The 19657-nt window shown below is 38.0% G+C and carries 20 protein-coding genes; 2 read left to right on the top strand and 18 right to left on the bottom strand.

The annotated features are described in order from the left end of the window. Nucleotides 1-5 precede the first annotated feature (5 nt). The 16 genes from HCB49_RS02470 to HCB49_RS02395 all read right to left on the bottom strand — a co-directional run bounded on the left by HCB49_RS02470 (nt 6) and on the right by HCB49_RS02395 (nt 14191). Nucleotides 6-878 (bottom strand): metallophosphoesterase, encoded by an 873-nt coding sequence (locus tag HCB49_RS02470; protein WP_185604015.1) that lies wholly within the window; start codon nt 876-878, stop codon nt 6-8. Nucleotides 879-943: 65 nt separating this feature from the next. After that, nucleotides 944-2200 carry a GTPase HflX gene (gene hflX, locus HCB49_RS02465; protein WP_185604014.1) on the bottom strand — a complete coding sequence of 419 codons (1257 nt, stop codon included), beginning with the start codon at nt 2198-2200 and terminating at the stop codon, nt 944-946. A gap of 328 nt (nt 2201-2528) precedes the next feature. Then, complete coding sequence (locus HCB49_RS02460; protein WP_185604013.1) at nt 2529-3149, bottom strand: flavin reductase family protein; 621 nt, start codon at nt 3147-3149, stop codon at nt 2529-2531. Between the two features lie 9 nt (nt 3150-3158). Continuing rightward, on the bottom strand, nt 3159-3767 hold the full coding sequence (locus HCB49_RS02455) for an alpha/beta hydrolase (RefSeq protein ID WP_185604012.1): 609 nt from the start codon (nt 3765-3767) through the stop codon (nt 3159-3161). A 6-nt stretch (nt 3768-3773) separates the two neighbouring features. Beyond that, nucleotides 3774-4733, bottom strand: a complete 960-nt coding sequence (locus HCB49_RS02450) for a ring-cleaving dioxygenase (RefSeq protein ID WP_185604499.1) — start codon at nt 4731-4733, stop codon at nt 3774-3776. Then, on the bottom strand, nt 4733-5620 hold the full coding sequence (locus HCB49_RS02445) for a VOC family protein (RefSeq protein WP_185604011.1): 888 nt from the start codon (nt 5618-5620) through the stop codon (nt 4733-4735). The genes HCB49_RS02450 and HCB49_RS02445 overlap by 1 nt, the downstream gene beginning before the upstream one ends. A gap of 126 nt (nt 5621-5746) precedes the next feature. Continuing rightward, nucleotides 5747-6727: an ABC transporter permease gene (locus tag HCB49_RS02440; RefSeq protein ID WP_185604010.1), complete on the bottom strand. Its 981-nt coding sequence runs from the start codon at nt 6725-6727 to the stop codon at nt 5747-5749. Beyond that, the gene (locus tag HCB49_RS02435) at nt 6720-7625 is read right to left on the bottom strand and encodes an ABC transporter ATP-binding protein (protein WP_185604009.1); all 906 of its coding nucleotides are present in this window, start codon (nt 7623-7625) and stop codon (nt 6720-6722) included. The genes HCB49_RS02440 and HCB49_RS02435 overlap by 8 nt, the downstream gene beginning before the upstream one ends. Beyond that, nucleotides 7597-8418 (bottom strand): SGNH/GDSL hydrolase family protein, encoded by an 822-nt coding sequence (locus HCB49_RS02430; RefSeq protein ID WP_185604008.1) that lies wholly within the window; start codon nt 8416-8418, stop codon nt 7597-7599. Before HCB49_RS02430 ends, HCB49_RS02435 begins: the two co-directional genes overlap by 29 nt. Nucleotides 8419-8604: 186 nt before the next feature. Further along, a complete protein-coding gene (locus HCB49_RS02425; protein WP_260479510.1) occupies nt 8605-9009 on the bottom strand; it encodes a hypothetical protein in 405 nt (134 codons plus the stop codon). A gap of 71 nt (nt 9010-9080) precedes the next feature. Continuing rightward, nucleotides 9081-9476, bottom strand: a complete 396-nt coding sequence (locus HCB49_RS02420) for a hypothetical protein (RefSeq protein WP_185604006.1) — start codon at nt 9474-9476, stop codon at nt 9081-9083. Nucleotides 9477-9892: 416 nt separating this feature from the next. Continuing rightward, the gene (locus HCB49_RS02415; RefSeq protein ID WP_185604005.1) at nt 9893-10396 is read right to left on the bottom strand and encodes a hypothetical protein; all 504 of its coding nucleotides are present in this window, start codon (nt 10394-10396) and stop codon (nt 9893-9895) included. Between the two features lie 28 nt (nt 10397-10424). Then, nucleotides 10425-12425 (bottom strand): ABC transporter ATP-binding protein/permease, encoded by a 2001-nt coding sequence (locus HCB49_RS02410; protein WP_185604004.1) that lies wholly within the window; start codon nt 12423-12425, stop codon nt 10425-10427. A gap of 14 nt (nt 12426-12439) precedes the next feature. Next, entirely contained in the window at nt 12440-13144 is a 705-nt protein-coding gene (locus tag HCB49_RS02405) for an ABC transporter permease (protein WP_185552872.1), read from the bottom strand. Beyond that, a complete protein-coding gene (locus tag HCB49_RS02400) occupies nt 13141-13830 on the bottom strand; it encodes an ATP-binding cassette domain-containing protein (RefSeq protein ID WP_185604003.1) in 690 nt (229 codons plus the stop codon). The genes HCB49_RS02405 and HCB49_RS02400 overlap by 4 nt, the downstream gene beginning before the upstream one ends. Beyond that, the gene (locus HCB49_RS02395; protein WP_149057786.1) at nt 13814-14191 is read right to left on the bottom strand and encodes a GntR family transcriptional regulator; all 378 of its coding nucleotides are present in this window, start codon (nt 14189-14191) and stop codon (nt 13814-13816) included. Before HCB49_RS02395 ends, HCB49_RS02400 begins: the two co-directional genes overlap by 17 nt. A 261-nt stretch (nt 14192-14452) precedes the next feature. Here HCB49_RS02395 and HCB49_RS02390 point away from each other — a divergent pair, with 261 nt between their 5' ends. Further along, on the top strand, nt 14453-15112 hold the full coding sequence (locus HCB49_RS02390) for a Crp/Fnr family transcriptional regulator (RefSeq protein WP_185604002.1): 660 nt from the start codon (nt 14453-14455) through the stop codon (nt 15110-15112). 103 nt (nt 15113-15215) lie between these two features. Here HCB49_RS02390 and HCB49_RS02385 read toward each other — a convergent pair whose 3' ends face one another. Further along, nucleotides 15216-15725, bottom strand: a complete 510-nt coding sequence (locus HCB49_RS02385; RefSeq protein WP_185604001.1) for a helix-turn-helix domain-containing protein — start codon at nt 15723-15725, stop codon at nt 15216-15218. 153 nt (nt 15726-15878) lie between these two features. Continuing rightward, on the bottom strand, nt 15879-17561 hold the full coding sequence (locus HCB49_RS02380) for a MucBP domain-containing protein (RefSeq protein ID WP_185604000.1): 1683 nt from the start codon (nt 17559-17561) through the stop codon (nt 15879-15881). Nucleotides 17562-18043: 482 nt separating this feature from the next. On the opposite strand from HCB49_RS02380, the gene HCB49_RS02375 reads away from it, so the two are divergent. Beyond that, nucleotides 18044-19618, top strand: a complete 1575-nt coding sequence (locus HCB49_RS02375; RefSeq protein WP_260479509.1) for a MucBP domain-containing protein — start codon at nt 18044-18046, stop codon at nt 19616-19618. Nucleotides 19619-19657: the final 39 nt, after the last annotated feature.

The raw sequence follows: 19657 nt of genomic DNA, 5'->3' as shown, positions 1-19657 counted from the left end.
TTTTCCTAAGCATCCCCTTTTGCTTTGAGTGTAATCCGAATAATTTCTGGATCATTAAATAGGCGTGGAAGTTTCGTTACATTTCCTAAGCCGCGACTAACAATAAGTGCTTTTCCGCCAGCTCGATGAATTCCCGCTGTCCATTTTGGCATCAAACCTTGCCCCGGCGCGAAAAGGCCTTCTGTTAACGGTAGTCTAAATTGGCCGCCGTGTGCATGACCTGATAAAACTAAATCTACCGGATAAGCTTGGTAAAGCGGCCAAAACTCTGGACGATGCGCAAGTAGAATCGTAAAATAATCCGGCGACAAATTAGCGGTCGCCTCATCTAGCCCTTCTTTTAAAGCAGCCTCTTCCCATTCTTGCTTCGGTAATTCTTTATCAGCCCATTCATCTCTAACAAAACGTGGATCTCGGACGCCAGCCACCATGATTGCCGCGCCAGCTTTTTTTAGAAAATAGCGTTCATTTTCAAGAACAGCGACATGATGCTTTTCCATATCTGCTTTAAAGTCCTCGTAAAATGCACTTCTGCCTTCATGGTTTCCGCTCACATAAAGAACCGGAAATTCTTTTGCTAATTTGCGTACGGCTGCCATTGCTACAAACGGCGACTCATCGCCATCAATCACATCTCCTGTTAGAAAAACGGCGTCCGGAGCCAGCTCATTCACCATACTGAGCAAAGGATTATTATATAAACCAAAACTTGCACTATGCAGATCGGACAGCTGAACAAACGTCGCGCCGTCCCATTCTGCAGGAATTTTATCAGATACTATTTCATAATTTGTTACAGTTAAATGTTTGGTTGACCAGTAGGCGTACCCTGTAAAAGCAGCAACTGCGCCAAGTATTCCCCATCCAGTTTTTTTCATAGCTAGAAATCTCCTCACTAAATTTGCTGTATGGTTCATTATAGCAAATTCAGTCGGAACTCGCTTTAGTCAGCTATTTGATATTCTGCTAGTTTTTGCAAATCAGCCGGACTCACTTCAGCTACAATCTGCGTGCCATTTTCCAAGTATTCGGTCGCTAGCACATCAGCATGGTCATTCAAATAAGCAACAACTTGCCCAGCTTCAAACGGAATTAAAAAGGTTGCTTTTTCATAGCTAGCGAATAATTCTTTACGAATCACCTCTGTCAGAAATTCCAAACTTTCTTCTTCCCGCGCCGAAAAGACAATCATATTATCCGTTTGTTTAGGGTATATTTCGTCTTCTATCAAATCCGCTTTATTGTATGCATAAATAACCGGAACATCTTCCACGCCAACAGCTTTCAACGTTTCTTCCGTCGTCTTCATCATCGTTTTATAATGCGGATCCGAATAATCTACCACATGAATGAGCAAATCAGCATCGCGCGCTTCTTCTAGTGTGGAACGGAATGCTTTCACGAGCTGATGCGGTAGTTTGCTTACAAAGCCAACCGTATCGGTGAGCAGAAATTGCTTGTTATCTGGTAATACAATTTCGCGCACACTTGTTTCTAGCGTAGCGAAGAGCATATCTTTCTCAAAAACTTGTTTTTCAGCCGTTTCACTATAGGCACGCACTAAGCCGTTCATTGTCGTGGATTTCCCCGCATTCGTATAACCAACGAGCGACACCACAGGAATCTCATTTTTCTTCCGTTTGCGACGACGGACTTCGCGGTCATCTACGAGCATATCAAGCTCTTTTTGCAAATGACGGATTTGATTTTTGATTGTTCGGCGGTCGGTTTCGATTTTCTTTTCACCGGAACCACGGTTGCTAAGCCCGCCTTTTCCGCTTTGTTGATCCATATCTTCGCCTTGTCCAAAAATCCGCGGAAGTTCATATTTCAATTTGGCGATTTGGACTTGCAGTTGGGCTTCTTTTGTTTTTGCTCGGTTCGCAAAGATAGCCAGAATCAAGCCAGTTCTATCCATTACATCCAGTTCGAGCGCTTCTTCTAAATTTCTGATTTGCGACGGCGAAAGTTCATCGTCAAAAATAATCAAACCTGCATCCTGCATTTCTGCCAGGCCTTTGATTTCATCCACTTTCCCTTTTCCAACATAGGTAGCGCGATTTTCACGGTCGATATTTTGGCGGATTTCACCTACCACTTCCATATTATTTGCAGCTGCTAAATTGGCTAGTTCTTCCATCGAATAATCAAAATTTGCTTGTTTTTGGCTTATGCCAACGATTAATACTTTTTTCTCCATAAAAAAGGACCTCCTGAAATAGATTCAGCGCGGTCAGGGTTCTGAGTAGATTGAAAACACAAAAACAGCATCAAAAAGATACTAGCTTGCCTTCAAATGAAGCGAGTTTCCCCTTCATTCTACCCATATTTATTTTGGGTGCCATACATGCACGCAAGACCAATCCCGTTATCCATACCAAATAAGCATGGATATTCCCGCACTATTAAATTAGTTGCATAGATTTTTTGGGAAACGTAGTCTAATATAACGCATGATGGGCAACCCTCCGTTCATTTAAGTTGCCCCTAGTTTAACATGGTCGCTTTTGTTTCGCAACTATTTCTCGTTAATTCGGTCGTTCAATCCGGAAAATATCGCCAAGTTTCGTATAGTCATTTCCCGCGAGCCGAGCAATTGGCACAAGCTTTTCTGGCAAAATGTACTGATGCTCTGGGTCAAACACATCATCTGCAAAATCGAATGTCACAATACGCGCTAAAATCAAATCAGAAACAACCTCGCCTGCATCGTTTTTTATCGGAATGATTTGTTCTAATTTGGCAGTAAGGACAATTTTTGCTTCGGAAATCTTTGGTGTTTTCATGTCTTGGACTGGCTCTAAATGCAAGTTCGTCTTGTCGATTTCGCTCACATCTGGTGCAAGGCGCGCGGCGGTTTCATTCATTTCTTCCACAATATCCTCGCTGACAATATGGATGTTCAGTTCCTTCGTGAAAGCCGCATTCCGCGCTGTATCTTTTTGCTCACCATCCGCGCGTTGGACTGCGATAGACACGATTGCTGGCTCACTCGAAACAACATTAAAAAAGCTGAACGGAGCGGCGTTAACCGTCACCCCGTCCTCAGAAAGTGTAGTAATAAAGGCAATTGGTCGCGGAATTATACTTCCTGTTAAAAATTTATAATTATCTTTTTGGGATAACTCAGCACTTTTGAAAATAGTCATCTACTTACCTCATTTCTGGTTGTTGTGATACCATTTTTTTGCTTCTTCTAGTTCTTCCATTGTGAGTGAGTGCCCAGCCGCTGTCCAAACGGTTTCGACTTTCGCACCTCGTTTTCCGAGGATTTCTACTAGTTCTTCGGAAGCTTTTGCCGTAATTAACGGATCGTTTAAACCGGCTGATAAAAATACACTACGATGGCTAATCGAAAATTCGGGTTGTTTATTCCCGGCTGGCATTGCGTGAAACAAAATTGCTTTATGGAAACTATCTTCTGCTTGAAGTAACGCATTGGCAGCAATATTGGCACCGTTAGAATAGCCTACCGCAATAATTCGTTCAAAATCCAGTTGGTACTTTTCAGCAAGCTTCCGCGTCGTTGCGATTAATTCTGCCGTTTTACTTTCCAAGTCTTCTAAATCTAAACTGCCGTCATGAAATCTTTTGAAAAATCGGTTTGCCCCGCCTTCTTTAATGTCACCTCGCAATGATAAAACAGCGGCATCACCCGCGATAAACTCTGCTACTTCGACAAGCGACTTTTCATCGCCACCTGTCCCGTGAAGTAGTAATAATGGCGCTAATTCCTTATTTTTCGCTGGGATAAAAATATGTTCCATCGACTATCAGCTCCGTTTCGTATTAATTGGGCGTACCATTTTTTCAATTTCCGCGCGTTTTGGTTCTAAAAATGGTGGTAAAGCTAATTTTTCACCGAGGGTTTCGTATGGTTCGTCGCTTGCAAATCCCGGGCCATCTGTCGCAAATTCAAACAAAATTCGTTCCGAAACAGGCACATATAACGATTCAAAATAGAAGCGATTTACATAGCCAGAGTTTGGCGCTTCGATTGTATTCATACGTTCAATCCATTTTTGCAATTCCTCGTGGTCTTCTACCCGGAAAGCTACATGGTGCACGCCGCCGTAACCTTGCATCGCAGCTGGAATGTCTGTACGCTCTTCGACAATCACTTGCGCCCCATTTCCGCCTTCGCCAACCTCGTATAAATAAAGTCCGTCTTCTTCGGTCACTTTTCTAAAGCCAAAAATTGTTTGCAAAATCGCCTCCATATTTTTCAAGGAAACAACGGTTAAAAAGACTGGTCCCAAGCCATAAATTGCATATTTTTCTGGAACTGGGCTGTTTTTCCACGGTGTTCCCGCGGCCACGCCTTCGTTATTTTCGTCGGAAATAAGTTGTAATTGTTGGTCATCAAAATCTTGGAATGTTAGATATTTTTTGCCGAATAAAGTTTTGATATCGCTATGCGGAACTTCCAATTGTTCAAAACGATCAAGCCAATATTCCAGCGCCGCATCGCTTGGTACGCGAAAAGCTACGCGAGAAATACTATCTGTTCCGTGGCGTCCTTTTGGTAAATTTGGAAAATCGAAAAAAGTCATATCTGTTCCCGCCGAACCTTTGTCATCGGCGAAAAACAAGTGATACGTATGAATATCGTCTTGATTGACGGTTTTTTTCACTAAACGCATTCCTAAAACTTCTGTAAAAAACGCGTAATTTTTCTCGGCACTACTTGTCATTGCTGTTACGTGGTGAATTCCTTTTAAATCTTTAATCATCATAAATCTCCTCCAAAATAAGTTTCAATTTCTGTTCTTTTTTCTTCTAAAAAGCTTGGTAATGCTAGTTTGTCACCCATTGTTTCAAGTGGTTCGTCAATAGTAAAACCGGGGCCTCTACTTGCGAATTCAATTCTAAGACCACCGGGTTCGCGGATATATAAACTTTTAAAATATTCGCGATCAACAAATTCTTCTATTTTCAAGTCATTGCGAACGGCTAAATCGTGCAGTTCGTCGACGGCTTCTTTTGTTTCTACAGTATAAGCAATATGATCAATCGTACCTCGACCTGTGCGGGATTTTTTGTCGGAAGTCGTGGCGTGCAGTTTCGCAAAACTCATCTCGTCCCTATCTACTAATACCCCATTCTGCCTTTCTAAGCCAAAAAGATTCGTGAAAAACTGGCTGGTCGCGGCCGGATCTGGCACGTGATAATCAGCGCCGATAATCCGAACAAGTTGTTTTTCGGCCGGAATATTGGTGTGGATGGTTGGGTTAGAATTAGTAGCTGGTATTTCCGTTAGGACGATGCCCATTGTGTCGGGATCTTGTAAGGTTAAAGTCTGGCCATCTTTTTGGAAAGAAATCGCAAAATCGTTTAGCCTTTTTTCCCAGTAAGGGCTTGTGTCTGTTGGTATTCCTAGGGTGATGTTGCCGAAATAGGCGCGTTCGTCGTAGCTTGAGCCAATGCGCGGTACTTCGAAAAAGGTTAGCAATGTCCCGGGTGAACCGATGTAATCACCATAAAATAGGTGGCGCATATGGATATTGTCTTGGTTCACTGTATTTTTCACGAGCCGAAGCCCTAATATTTCTGAATAAAAATGATGATTTTCGCTGAATGATTTCGTTAGCGCGGATACATGATGGATTCCTTTAATCATTTGTTTGTACCTCCTTTTTGAATACTAACTATAGTTTATAACTAAACTATTAAAAAGAAAAGTTTTATGCTCACAAAAAGTAAGTAACTTTTAATGAACGCAAAAAAGAGCGCCACTAAGCGCTCTTTAATACACATCTCTTTTGGTGAAAATAAAATAGGATAAAACGAATGCGACTAGCATCCACGCGGTTAACACGAGCATCGAGAAACTCAATGTCATGCCTTCGACGGGTGGACTGGAGCCGTTTAAGTAATTCGTTAGTTGTAAATTAACCATAAATAAATATTTCGCGCTCGGCCAAGAGCTGACGAGGTTGGTTAGAATCGTTCCGGTGATAAGGGAAGCAAGCATAATCCCCATTACGGCGGCTGTAGAGCGGACGAGCACCGATACAAACATCGTTAACACGCCGACCACAACGCTGACAAACCACGCGAGTCCAAATTCCATGAGCAGTAGCTGCCAAACCGGCAGTTGGTACACGTCTGTTGTTGTCACAGCGCCATCTTTCATGCCAAACCCGGTGAGAACTGGCGCGTCCCAGCCACCGTAGCCAAAGACAATCCCAGAAATCAGATAGGCAATAACGGCGGCTAATACCATAATCGCGGAAATCGAAAGCAACATCGATATATATTTACTCGTCAAAATCCGCCATCGCTTCACAGGCCTTGTCAGCAGGAATTTCATCGTTCCTGCACTTGTTTCAGCGCTGATTAAGTCGGCCGCTATAACCATGATAAAAAGTGGAAACAATAAACTAATACCATTTTCGACAAACGTTTTTAGGAAAGTTGGGGCTCCAGGAGCATTTGGATTGATGTCATGATCTAAATAATATTGTAGTTGCCCGACAAGCACTTTGAAATATTTTTGATATTCTTCTGGCAGTCGCCCTGTTCCGAGCCTGTTTTCAAGGTCGACGATTTGTTGCTGGGTTTGCACATGCCAATCGCTTGTACCAGCTTGCTTTTCGTCTTCTTGATGCTGTCTGAATTGCGCATACGTGAAAATCGCTACGATAATTGCCACCAACGCTAAAATAACGATGAGTCGCTTTTTGCGCCAAAGTTTTAATTGCTCATTATAGACTAAATTAATCAATCGTATGACCTCCTGTTAACTCAAGAAATAGGTCTTCGAGAGATGGTTTTTTCTTGTCGATTTCATGGACTTGAATGCCTTTTGCAACCAACTGTTCGTTCCATTCGGCGCTATGTTCATTCACTGCGGTCACGAGATATTCGCCGTCCACTTCTACTTCAGTTGCACTTTCCAAAAATGCTTTGGCTTGTTCAAAAGGAGTCGCCAGCCAGCGTAATTGCGCACGAGAACTAAGAAGATGTGAAACTTGATCGGTTTTAATAATCATCCCGTCCGTCATAATCGCCACCCGATCACATAAAAGTTCAATTTCGCTTAAAAGATGCGATGAAACGAGTACGCTAATACCTTCATTTCTAGCCAGAGCACGGATAAAGTCGCGCATTTCGTGAATTCCAGATGGATCGAGACCGTTTGTTGGTTCATCAAGAATTAATAATTTCGGATTCGAAAGTAATGCTTGAGCAATCCCTAAACGTTGGCGCATACCAAGTGAATAAGTAGAAACTCGGTCATTTATCCGCTTTTCTAGCCCAACTAGCTCGGTTACTTCTTGAATACGTTCTTTTTTTATCGACGAATCCATCCGGGCAAAATACGCCAAATTTTCTTGCCCTGTTAAAAAGGTATAAAATTCCGGATTCTCCACAATCGAACCAAGTCCTCGCATCGCTTCCGTAAAATTTTTACGAATATCTTTTCCACCAATTAAAATCGTTCCAGACGTTGGTTTAATTAAGCCGACAATCATCCGAATCGTCGTCGTTTTCCCAGCTCCATTCGGTCCAAGAAAGCCAAAAACTTCTCCGGGCATTACTTCAAAAGAAATCCCTTTGATAATTTCTCGTTTACGAATTTTTTTATGCAGATTAGTTACTTGAAGTGCTCGCTCCGTCATCGCTTTCTCCTCCCCCCGTCTCTATAACCTCCGTCACTCGATTACCGATAAACTGATATCCGGCGTGATTTGGATGAAATTTATCAGTCGCTAAATAGGCGTCCCCATTTTGCTGAAATAAATCAAAAGTCGGAACATAAATGATATTTTTCTCGTTTTGAGATAGATTTTGACTTTGCATGTTCCACTCATTCGCAACTGCCGACATTTCGCTCGCATTTTCTAATGACATAAACGGATTGTACAGCCCAATATGAAAAACGGGCGCAGATGGATTTAATTTTCGTATCGTTTGGTAAATTTGTTTTAAATTGCTCGTATAGCTTGCTTCAGCTTGTTTAATCGCATTACTTTTGAAATCATCCAGTGCTTCTCCGCCACGAAACAAATCATTGCCGCCAATTGTCATTAAAATAACATCGGCTGATTTTATTTGATTTTGCACTTCTTTTTGATCTAATTGTTTGAGAAGCTGGTCTGATTTCGCCCCACTAATAGCAAGATTGACGTTCTCGACATTTTTCTCTTTTTGTTTGTAGAAATTCTCCACCACTCGGACATACCCGCCGCCTTCTGTATCGCCAACGCCATATGTAAGCGAATCACCGAGCGCCGTTATTTTAAAGGTATCTTGTTTTTTCGTTACGTTTGTATCTTTTTTGGTAGTTGTTTTTGTATTATTTGCTTGATGATTTTTTTGCCCATACCAAATCGATCCAACCCCAATTACGCTCAAAATTAATGCAATAATGGAAAAACCTAACAGAATCTGAACTGTTTTACTCTTTTTCACCTACTACCACCCGCCTTTTTCATGAGGTTTATATTTCACTAAGTATAGCATATTTTAAAAAGAGACTCCTTCATTTAAACGAGCCCGTTACAAAGTGCATCTGCATAGGTTATTACTTTTTTTGCATAAAAAAGAACTAAATCCTGGATGATATACCAAGATTTAGTCCGCTATTTGTCACTCGTTTCATTCATTATTTAATGCTTCTTTGCGTTCCCTTTCCTCTCGTACTTCTTCTTGTGCTTTTTTGTTGTGCTTTATACATCGTACAGCTGCATAAATATATAAAAAGCAAGAAAAGCAAAAAAAGAGGTTAAAATGGAAACCTTCAATTAGGGTAGGTAGTAACAAAAGAATACCACTTGTAATAAGATAGATGATTTGTTTAGTGGAAATATACCAAGTCATAAACGAAGCAACCACTAAGCCGATAATTCCATGAATGATAAGTCCAACTCCTACCAATATTAGAAGTATGGTAAATTCTTCATCACCTCCTATTACTACAACTGGTACTATTAAAAATAGGAAAGCTCCGGCAATTTCCATACCAGATACTACTCGAACTAACAATCTTGCTGCTGATAACATGTTGTGTGTTCCTTTCTCAGAAGTATAAACTGATTTATTCATAGTTGTGTTTTGAAAAATGAAAGCTCATTTCATTCAATATTTAATGTTTCTTCGCGTTCTCTTTCCTCTTGTACCTCTTCGTGAGCTTTTACATTATACCGTATACATAGTACGCCTGCAAAAATGTATAAACCTCCAACGATAGGATTAACAAAGACATCTTCCATTAGATTAGGTAGTAACAAAAGAAAACCACTTACAATAAGATAGATGATATGTTTAGTGGAAACATACCAAGTCATAAATGAAGTAACCACTAAGCCGATAAATCCATGAATGACAAGTCCAGCTGCCAACACTCTAATAAATATGATAATTTCTTCTCCAGATCCTGCCATCATAACAGATCCCATAAACAAGAGGCAAGCTGAAATAAATTCTAATACACAAACTATTCGAACTAAAATTCTTGCTGCTAATAACATGTTGTGTGTTCCTTTCTCAGAAGTATAAACTGATTTATTCATATTTGTATTTTGAAAAATGAAAGCTCATACGTCGATACGTTTGAGGATTCACAAATCAATACTTTCATTGTAGTATATCTTCGTTTTTGTAGCAAGTATGGATGAATTGCCACAAGCTTCTTTGGTAAATCCTCATCTTTTTTCATTTAGACAAAAATCCCAAATTCCTTAATTATATGATGAATTCTAATAAAAGAAATGAATGAGTTTCGTGACATTTTGCTGGTTTTACCTCCCTCACATTTCAACTCCAAATAAAACCCGCTAAATCAACTTAGTGATTTAGCGGGTGTTAAAATTATTCATCAGCCTCTTGTACTTCTCAACAAGCTTCTTATGAGACACGACTAAAAGAATAGATTTTTCTGCAAGTCTTACTCCGTCAAAATCGCTTTCGTTAAATCGTCGACGAAATCTTGTTTGTTTTCTGCTTTCGATGCTTCGGAAATTGCATCAATATCTTTCGGTTTATCATCCCACCGACCAGAATCTGCTGTTACGGCAATATGGATACTTTTATTTTTATTATCATTCATAAAAGTGGTTACGTTTTCTGGAATATCATCGGACTGCACTGTGGTGAATAGAATTACTTTATCATAATCATCTGCCTTTACTTTGTCTAATTTTGTTGTATCGATAATGGAAACATGCACGTTTTTGCCTTCCATGTCTTTTTTTACTTGGTCCATTACACTGTCTTTGAATTTACTACCTTGAGTTGCCAGTAATACATGATCTCCTGTAGCTGATTTATTTATTTCGGCATTTTCAGTAACGTCCATTGATTTAATAAAACGGTAGGATAACATCACTCCTACAAATATGACTACAGCGATTCCTACGACGATTAAGCTGATTTTTAGTGGTTTTTTCATGTTAAATTCCTCTTTTCTGTTAGTTGGGTCATTCTGATCTTAAAGCTTCTGCTGCATCTAATTTTGCTGCTTTATTACTTGGATAAATCGAGAAAATAAAGCCAATTGTAATTGTTATTGCGAGTGTGACAAGGAAATTCCAGAACGAAATGTGTATCATATCTTCAAAGCCAATATTTGTTTCTAAAATGGGACTAGCTATTTTTGCAATCGTTACGGCGACAAGACTTGATAGCACATTAGCTAAAACAATAATATAACTTGCTTCCATCATGAAAAGTCCGCGAATATGGCGTTTACGATAACCAATCGCTCGGAATACACCGATTTCTCTTGTTCTTTCCACCACACCGATATAAAGCACGATAGCAATCATCACGCCAGCAACTGCAAGCGAAAGACCTGCAATAAAGGCAATTAAATACACAATAATATCGGTAAACTGGCTAAATGTATCTACGAAAGCATTTGCATTAGTAATCGAATAATTCGCCCAATCTTTGTCATCCTCATATTTCTCCACGATTTCTTCTGCTTGTGCTGTTGTTTTTGTGAATGCATCTACAGATAAAATCGGTTTTTCAATACCGGTCGTTTTAATAAAATCGTTCATTGTTTTTGTGGAAACATCAAATCCTCTAGAAAAACCTTCTTTAGATGGATTTGTAATACCAGAAATGGTTGTTTCTATTTTGACCGTATTTTTTGTGTCACTATTTCTTCCGGCATAAACTAAGGTTATTTTTTTACCAATCAGTTTATCACCGTCACTTTTTGTTAATTCATCAGAATCCTTTTTTCCAAGAATAGCTCTTGCTACACTTGACGGGATAACTGCTCCGGTTTCATTATTTGTCACCATTTTCCCGCTTAGAAGGTACTCATCTTTCACAGTCAAATCTTCATAGCGTGATGCTTTAAAATTAGCTTCTTGCATCTCGGCAGAAATATCTTTCAAATATTGACCATCATATTCAAATTTAATTCCTTGGATAGTAGTTCGTTCATAAATTTCAGTAATATTTTCAGCTTCATACAATTGCTTGATTTTCTTAATTTCACTACTCGTTAGCGGAGTAGTTGGTTCAGGTGATCTCGAGCCACCATCTTCTTTATAATAAGTCGTAATCTGATTGGGTGAAAAAGTTGTTCCAAAAATCTTTGAAAGACTTTGATTCACTCCATTTCCAAGCCCAAATGCTAACAAAATAGCGATAATTCCAATCGAAGTCCCAAGTGCTACGAGCAAATTCCGGAATTTTCTATTGAAAAAACTCTTAAAAGAAATTTTAGCAGTCGCCCACCAGTTTAGACGTAACTTTTTTTCGTTTTTGTGGGTAACTTTTTGGATAACTTCTTTTTTTCTTTCAAATGAAATTACTTCTCCATCCGCTAGCCGCAATACCGCATCGGTTTGGTCTGCAATGTTTAAATCATGGGTTACAACAATAACGGTTGTACCTTTTGCTGCCAAATCTTTAAGCAGTTGAATAATTTCAGCTGAAGTAACGCTATCCAGTGCTCCGGTTGGTTCATCCGCAATAATCATATCTGGATTGTTGGCAAGTGATCTCGCAATCGCTACTCGTTGCTTTTGTCCACCAGAAAGTTGTGTTAGTTTTTTACTAGCAAATTCGTCTAATCCGACTTGGCTCAGTAAATCGAGCGCTCTCGCGTTTCGGTCACTTTCCGATAATTCAGCATTCAAATATAAAGGAATTTTGACATTTTCAATAACAGACATGTGGTTAACTAGGTGAAAGCTTTGAAAAATAAAACCAATATGATTAAGATGATAGGCGTCTAAGTCTATATCTTGTAAATCATCGCCATTATATAAAACTTGTCCGGAATAGTCGGTATCTAGCCCACTTATAATATTCAGTAACGTAGACTTCCCACTACCACTTTTTCCTATAATTGCTGCAAATTCTCCGTCTTGAATGGTTACATTGATATTTTTCAAAACTGGTGTTTCGCTTTTCTTTCCTAACTTATAAGATTTTTTAAGGTGTTTAACTTCTAACATTTATTCTCCTACTTTCAAATAGTATCCATTTTTTTAGATTTCATGTAGATATAGCTGCCTGCAATAACTGAACATAATCCTACATTCCAAATAATAGAAAGAAGCGAAATCTCAAAATGACCATTTGGCAAAATAGAGATAATTCCCGCACTGTTATAAATATGCAAGTAATATTCAGCTAGTAACTTGACAATTAGGATAGCAAAAAGAAGTAAAACGACCGCCGCTTTTTGAAGAGAACTCGCCTTCACATGATCTTTTAACCAACCTACCGGAATAACAAAGTAACAAACAAACATAGCGATAAATAAAAACATCATCAGCGTTCCAGATACAAATGATAACGCATCGCCTGCTTCAATCCGCCCTGTTTCAAAACCGTAATACCAAATAAAGGCACTTTGAAGTAAAATAATGCAAATTGCTGATAAATAAGCAGCAAATAGTTTTCCGAAAAATTTCTTTGTTTCCGAAAATCCTGAAAGAGAAGCAAGTGTTACATTTTCTTTCGATGTGTCGAGTTTCGTGATTTTCCAAGTCGTGATAAGGACTAGAATTAAGCTCATCACCGTTGTCCCTCGAATTGCTCTAAAAAGCAAATCCGTTCCCTCCAGCAGATTTATCGTGAATCCTAGAAAGTTCAGCCCGAAGATAAGTGCAAGTCCAATCAAAAGAATAGGACTAATTTGTTTTAAATAAAAAGTAATCATTTTTGTCATTTGTTCATTTCCTCCTTATAGAAATCAATTAATGAGTTGCCTGTTGCCTCGCGATAAGCTTCTGTTTCGATAGTTTTTAACGTGTTATCTTTAATTAACCAAAGTTTGTTGTATAGTTTTTCGGTTCCTTCTAAATGGTGCGAAGAAATAATCGTGATGGCGTCTGGCTCTGTTTCGCTAATAATAGCTTTCATTACTTCTGAACGAGCCATAATATCGATACTCGCAAAAGGTTCATCGTAAAGATATACTTTGGCTTTTCTTGCTAAAACACTACCAATTTTCACTTTCATTAACATACCTGTTGATAGTTCGCCAAGTTTTAGGCGTTTGTTAATTCGCCATCCAGCAAGTAATTGGTCCCACTTATCTAAATCCATATTTTCAAAAAGAAGCGCATGTTGTTTCATAAATTCTTCTATAGTAGTACTTTTTTTAGCGTAAAGTTCATTATTTAAATAAGCGATTTGCTGGCGGATATCATTCTTTATGAAAACTTCATTATCTAGTTGTAATGTGCCACTATTCGGTTTCTTCAAATTTGCTAACATATCTAGCAAGGTCGTTTTCCCGCTGCCATTTTCACCAGTGAGTACGATCATGTCGCCTGGTTTTGCTTCGAAGTCCACATTTTGTAAGACTAATTTATTTGGATAGGATTTAGCGATATTATTCCCCACTAACATTTACTTCTACCTCCTCTACTTTTTTCACCCAAGCGATGATTTTTTCTTTATTAATTCCTAATTTACTCATTTCTCTAATAAAATTTTCGGTAAGTTGTTTTGCGATGTCATTTTCCAATTGCTCCATTCTCCTCTTATCTTCTGTCAAATATTTACCAGTACCTCGAACGGTGAAAATAATCCCCGCTTCTTCCAGTTCTGCATAAGCTCGCTGGATGGTTGTCGGATTTACTTCTAACTTTGTTGCTAGCTCTCTTACAGATAGTAGCTTGTCACCAGCTTTGTAAATTCCTGTAACAATTTCTGTATGAATATAATGAACGATTTGTTTATAAATGGGTTTACTATCATCAAACTTCATCATTTCCTCCTTCCGCCTGTCTGTCCGTATCACCGTACCATCTGGGTCACACTGGCTATGAATGTACTATATCAAAGGATTCTGACACGATTTATATATTCAATATAGAAAAAAAGCTTTTTTGCTTCGTTAAAAAATATTTTCTATTCAGGAATATATACTAAGCGCTACTTTAGAGAACGTCACAAACTGTTCAATAATCTTTTTCTACATAAATAGCGTATAATAAAGGGTAAACAAGTCCGCAAAGGAGTCGCGCTAATGTCAGAAAAACTTGATACCGTACTTGGCTATTTAAAAGAATTTCCGGATTACTATAAACATGTAAAAAAGCGAACCTATACAATGAATGAAAAAATAATTTTTGAGGAAGAAAAAGCAAAACATATCTTTTTCGTATTAGAAGGTTATGCTGCAGTCGAATTAGAGGATAATTTGAGAAAAACGAATTATATTTCGATATTTGTTCTTCCATATAATATTTTAGGAATTGATGCATTCTCTTCTTATCCAAAGAAAAAACATAGTATTACTGTTATGAGTGAAAGTCTGGTGCTTTATAAAATAGATGCTGACTTTTTACTCAACATATTATCGATCAAACCTGATGTGAATGATTTTCTTTTGACGAGTATTGCGGATGTTTTCGCTCGCCACTATGCACTTCTTGGAATGATTGCCAAAACGCCGAAAGAACGGATTTATATGGCTTTGGAAAATCTTGCCGTCGAGATTGGCTCAGAAAATGAGGAAAAAAATGAAATCGTGTTACCAAACTTTATCAACCAGTCAGTCCTTGCCAGATATTGCCGCACAACGCAGCCAAACATATCCAATTTGCTAACCGAACTTGTAGAAGAAGAATTTTTGGTCAACAAAAAAAGCCCTTATCGAATTGATAAGGACTCTTTGGATATATGAGATTTATATTAATTTAATAACTTAAATCATTTCCATTAGTTTCAATTACTTTTTTATACCAATTTAAAATTTTCTTCTTCAAAGCATCAAAGATAGTACGTTTTTATACGTTCTTCCGCATTAAAAAAATCCCAACGACTCCTCCTATAAGGATAACCGGTGCTAATCTGACAAACAACCATTCAAATGTATGAAAAGCTACTCCAATAACGCTAGTTTCAGGGTCACTATAATCCCACCCTAGGTAAGGACTATTTAGTATTATAAAGACCGCTGAAATTATTGCTATAACGGTACACATCGAGATAAATAGCCAATAAAGCATTTTTCGTCTAGCGGTCTTTCTTTGTGCAAGCTGTATGTTTATAATCTCCAGTTTTTCGGAGATTGCTTTTAGGTCATCAACCTTTGAAACCATAACAGTTTCTCCAAGCAAAGTGCTTACTGGTGTTTCAAGCACTTCCGATATCGAGATTAACATATCGGAATCAGGAACTGACAATCCTTGCTCCCATTTAGAGATTGTTTGTCGCACCACATTCAGTTTGATGGCAATTTCTTCTTGCGAAAGTCCTTTTGATTTTCTGATTGCTTTAATATTTTCGTTTAACATTAGAGATAACCACCTTTCTTTCAGTTGTTATCACTATTGTATGAGAACCCGTCCATTGCTACAAGCAACGCATATTAACATTCAAATTTATACCCATGATATGCTGTTTGGCACATCACTCTTCTAAAATAGACAGCCTAGTTCTTATATATTTCAGCTATGATTTTGTTTTTTACGCCTGAAGAATAAACTGAATGCGACACATACTGCTATTAAACCAAATACACTATACAACAAGCTATCCCAAAGATTATCCCCAGTAGTTGGTAGTTTTAATTTACCTGCTAATGTGGATGTTTCACTTTGTGTGGGCGTTATTTTTAAGCTTGCTGATTTCTCTGTTACCTTTTGTTCGTCTTGTGCTTTTGGTGTGGTTGGTGTCGTTGGTTCTATTGGTATGACTTGTTCTGGCGGAGTAGTTGGTGGGGCTGGCACGGCTTTATACACATATGTGACAGTTTGTGTACTCACTTCAAATTCTCCGCTCGCATTGGTCGGCAATTTGCTCTCATCTAATGTAAACCCAGGAATTTCTTTGACTTCGGTTTGATAGGAGCTACCTAATTTGCCAGTTAAGTTTTCAGAAGCAGCTAGTTCATTACCGTTTTCATCTACATATTTTACCGTGACTGGCGCACCTTGATTCTCTTTGTACACATACGTTACAGACAACGGTGCGTAGTCAAATGTGCCAATTGCATCTGTTGGTAATTTAGAATTATCTAATTCATATCCGTCAATTGCTAATTGGTATTCAGGCGTTGTCACATCATAATCATCGCCTACAAATCCGCTAACTACCTGTGGTTCATGAATCGTTTCTCCGTCTTCATCTACATAGTTAACTGTTAAATCCCCAGCTACCGTACTTGCCATGCTGATACCAAAAGTTACTTGGTTTTGTGGGTTGTTCGGTGCATTATCAAGTACAACACGAATATTATGATAGCCAGAGCTTAAACTCTTTAAAGAAATACTGATATCAGAAGTTAACTTGCCTTCATAAAGCAGTTTTCCAGATGCGTCGTCCGTAATCGTTACTTCATGTCCTTCATAGAGCTCCGTTTCAAACATAAATACCGCTTGTAAATCGATAAATGTGGAACTACCTGGAAGAAATGGCGTAAGAAAAGCATCATTTTCCAAGTTGCTAATATAAGTAGTTGTCGCCTTCAAATGCCCACCATATTCCGGGGTAGTAGCTGGATAAATAAAAGTTGAATAGGAGTAAATACTTGGTTCAGGTGCTCTGCTATTAATAGTTACTTGATTACCAGAAACATTTACTTCATTCTTCCCTGTTCTATTTTCATATAAGCTCAAAGGGATTTGGCCAACTAGCCGGTTGCTCTGTAAAGCAATCGACGGAATATTTCCAAGTCCATCAGGAATTGTTCCAGTTAAATCATTATAATCTAATCGAAGTTCCCTTAGCTTAGTTAATTCTCCAAGTTCAGCCGGAATAGTCCCGGTTAAATTATTGCTGTACAAAAGTAAAGATTCTAATGAAACGAGATTTTTAATCTCAGGTGGTACTTCTCCTGTAATTCCTTGCCCAGTAATTACAATTCGAGTAATTTTCGTTAAGTCTCCAAATGTTAAATTTACCCCAACTTTTTTGGGTGCGAGTTGTTTATTTACTTCATTAATTAACCACGTTTGGCCTCCCAAATCTTGAGCAGTCACCACATCCGTAGCAGCGTTCGTCGAATTTACTTGTTGTTTCATTTCCCTTGGTGCGGTTTCCTTTTCAAGCGCTAATCCAGAAAGTGGATGAATGCTAAAAATACTAAAAGATATCGCTATTGTTGAAAGAAAAGTAATAGCTTTTTTCATTAATGTCTAACCTCCATTTGTTTGATTACTACTAAAATTATACTCTACCTTTTTTTAGTAAAGTTCCTTGTGCGACAGTAAAAACGAGTGTTTTGTGAACATCAAGTGAACATCGCAAATCATAAAAAACGACTGCTTTTTTGGTTAAAAATATCTTTTTTATAGCAAAAACAACCCATTTATTTAAATTTATCCCCATCAAAATAAATTAAAATCATTCACAGAACCATTATATAAAGCCATTTCAATTTAATCTTACATAAATCTGCTCTGATAAAAAACAACTTTAAATATTAGTTATTTCCCATTTCTAAACATCTATGCCCATTTATACAATTTTGAAAAACCGACAATTTTTAGACACATTTTTCGAAACGAATCCGATTTCAAAGTCTTTTTTTAGTACTCCAAAAAAACAAAAAAATAATATAATTAACCAATGACTGACAAATTTACAAATTACAGACAGGATGTGCCACAACTTGAGAAAAATTATTCTCCTTTTAATTTGTTTGATGATACTTGCCACTCTAATCCCTTTTCTTTTTTCAAAAGCAAATGCGGATTCATTGTCTTGGTTGGAAGAAGAATTAGATAACAATGAACCATTTATTGTAGCAACGGAACAACGATTAAATAAAAATCGCGAAGATATCACATTAGCTGACTTAGAAACAGTTACGATGTTAAGTCCAGAAGGCGCTTCCTTTATTCCCGAAAATATTTCAGATTTTACGAATTTAAAGAATCTGACAGTCATTCTCGGGACCGTGAGTGAGGTTCCTGATAGCGTAGGTCAATTAAAGAAATTAGAAGTATTAAATTTATCTTCCAATAATTTACATGAGTTTCCTAAGGTTGTTTTTCAACTACCTGCTATAAATTCATTGCAATTAGAAAATAATTCTATACAGGAAATCCCTGATAACATTACTCAATTATCTTCTAGTTTAACTAGCTTAAACATTCGAGATAATAAACTAATCTCGCTTCCTTCTGAAATTTTCAAGATTAACTGGGCTAGTAACTACTGGCCACCCCTTGATTTGAAACCATTAGCTGTAATCATGAGCGGAAATCAAATTACGACAGATATTCCAGCGGGCTACCTTGATGACTTTAATAATGGTGGAAATATGCTAGAACATTATGATTACAGACAAGGTCAAGATCAATTAGTATACAACGGCGAACCTATTACCGTGCCGTATAAAACCGACTTTAATCAATTAACACCTGACAAATCCCAGCTTGGTTTAGCTTCTGGAAAAGCACTTTTTGATACACATGAATTTATGTACGTTGATGATGGTTCTTCTATTCTCTCTGGTGGTGTTGCGAAAACGCCCGGAGAAGGCTTCATTATTATCAAAAGCACCTTATCGACCAATTCTAATACCTTCGCGAAAGTGCGCGTTCCAATTATCGTTGAACAACCGCCAATTGGTGGGAATATCACGGTAAATTATAAGGGCTCTAACGGCGAAAACATTGCGCCAGCTGATACATTAACAGGATTATTAGACGCTAAATATACTTCCAAGCCGAAGAAAATCTCTGGCTATACACTCACAAAAACACCAGCAAATGCGAATGGCCTTTATACATTAGAAGCGCAAACCGTTAATTATGTTTATACGAAAAATAGAAATTCCAAAAGATCAGCTATCCTTGAGGTACAATATGTCGACTCTAACAATAAAGTAATTAGTACCCCTTCGACATTAACTGGTACCGTCGGAAATGCTTACAATGTAAAACCGAAAAGTATCCCTGGCTATCAATTGGAAGCAACTCCAACTAACACCAATGGAACTTTTGGAGAAACACCGGAAAAAGTCATCTTTGTTTACAAGAAAACAAGTAACCTAGAAACAACAGTTACGCCCCCTACTCAAAATGAGCTTAAGAATAAAGCTGAAAACATAACTGAAAACAGAGCTATAACTGCAGGAAAGTTACCGAACACTGGTGACAATAACCCCGTAAAACCAATAGCTACAGGCTTACTAATTTTCACTTCCGCATTAATTGTTTGGAGAAAAACTTCTAAATAATAACGACTAAAAAACCGACAAATAATTTTGTCGGTTTTT

Source organism: Listeria cossartiae subsp. cayugensis, assembly GCF_014229095.1.
GTDB lineage: Bacteria > Bacillota > Bacilli > Lactobacillales > Listeriaceae > Listeria > Listeria cayugensis.
This window is presented reverse-complemented; position numbering and strand designations above follow the sequence as displayed.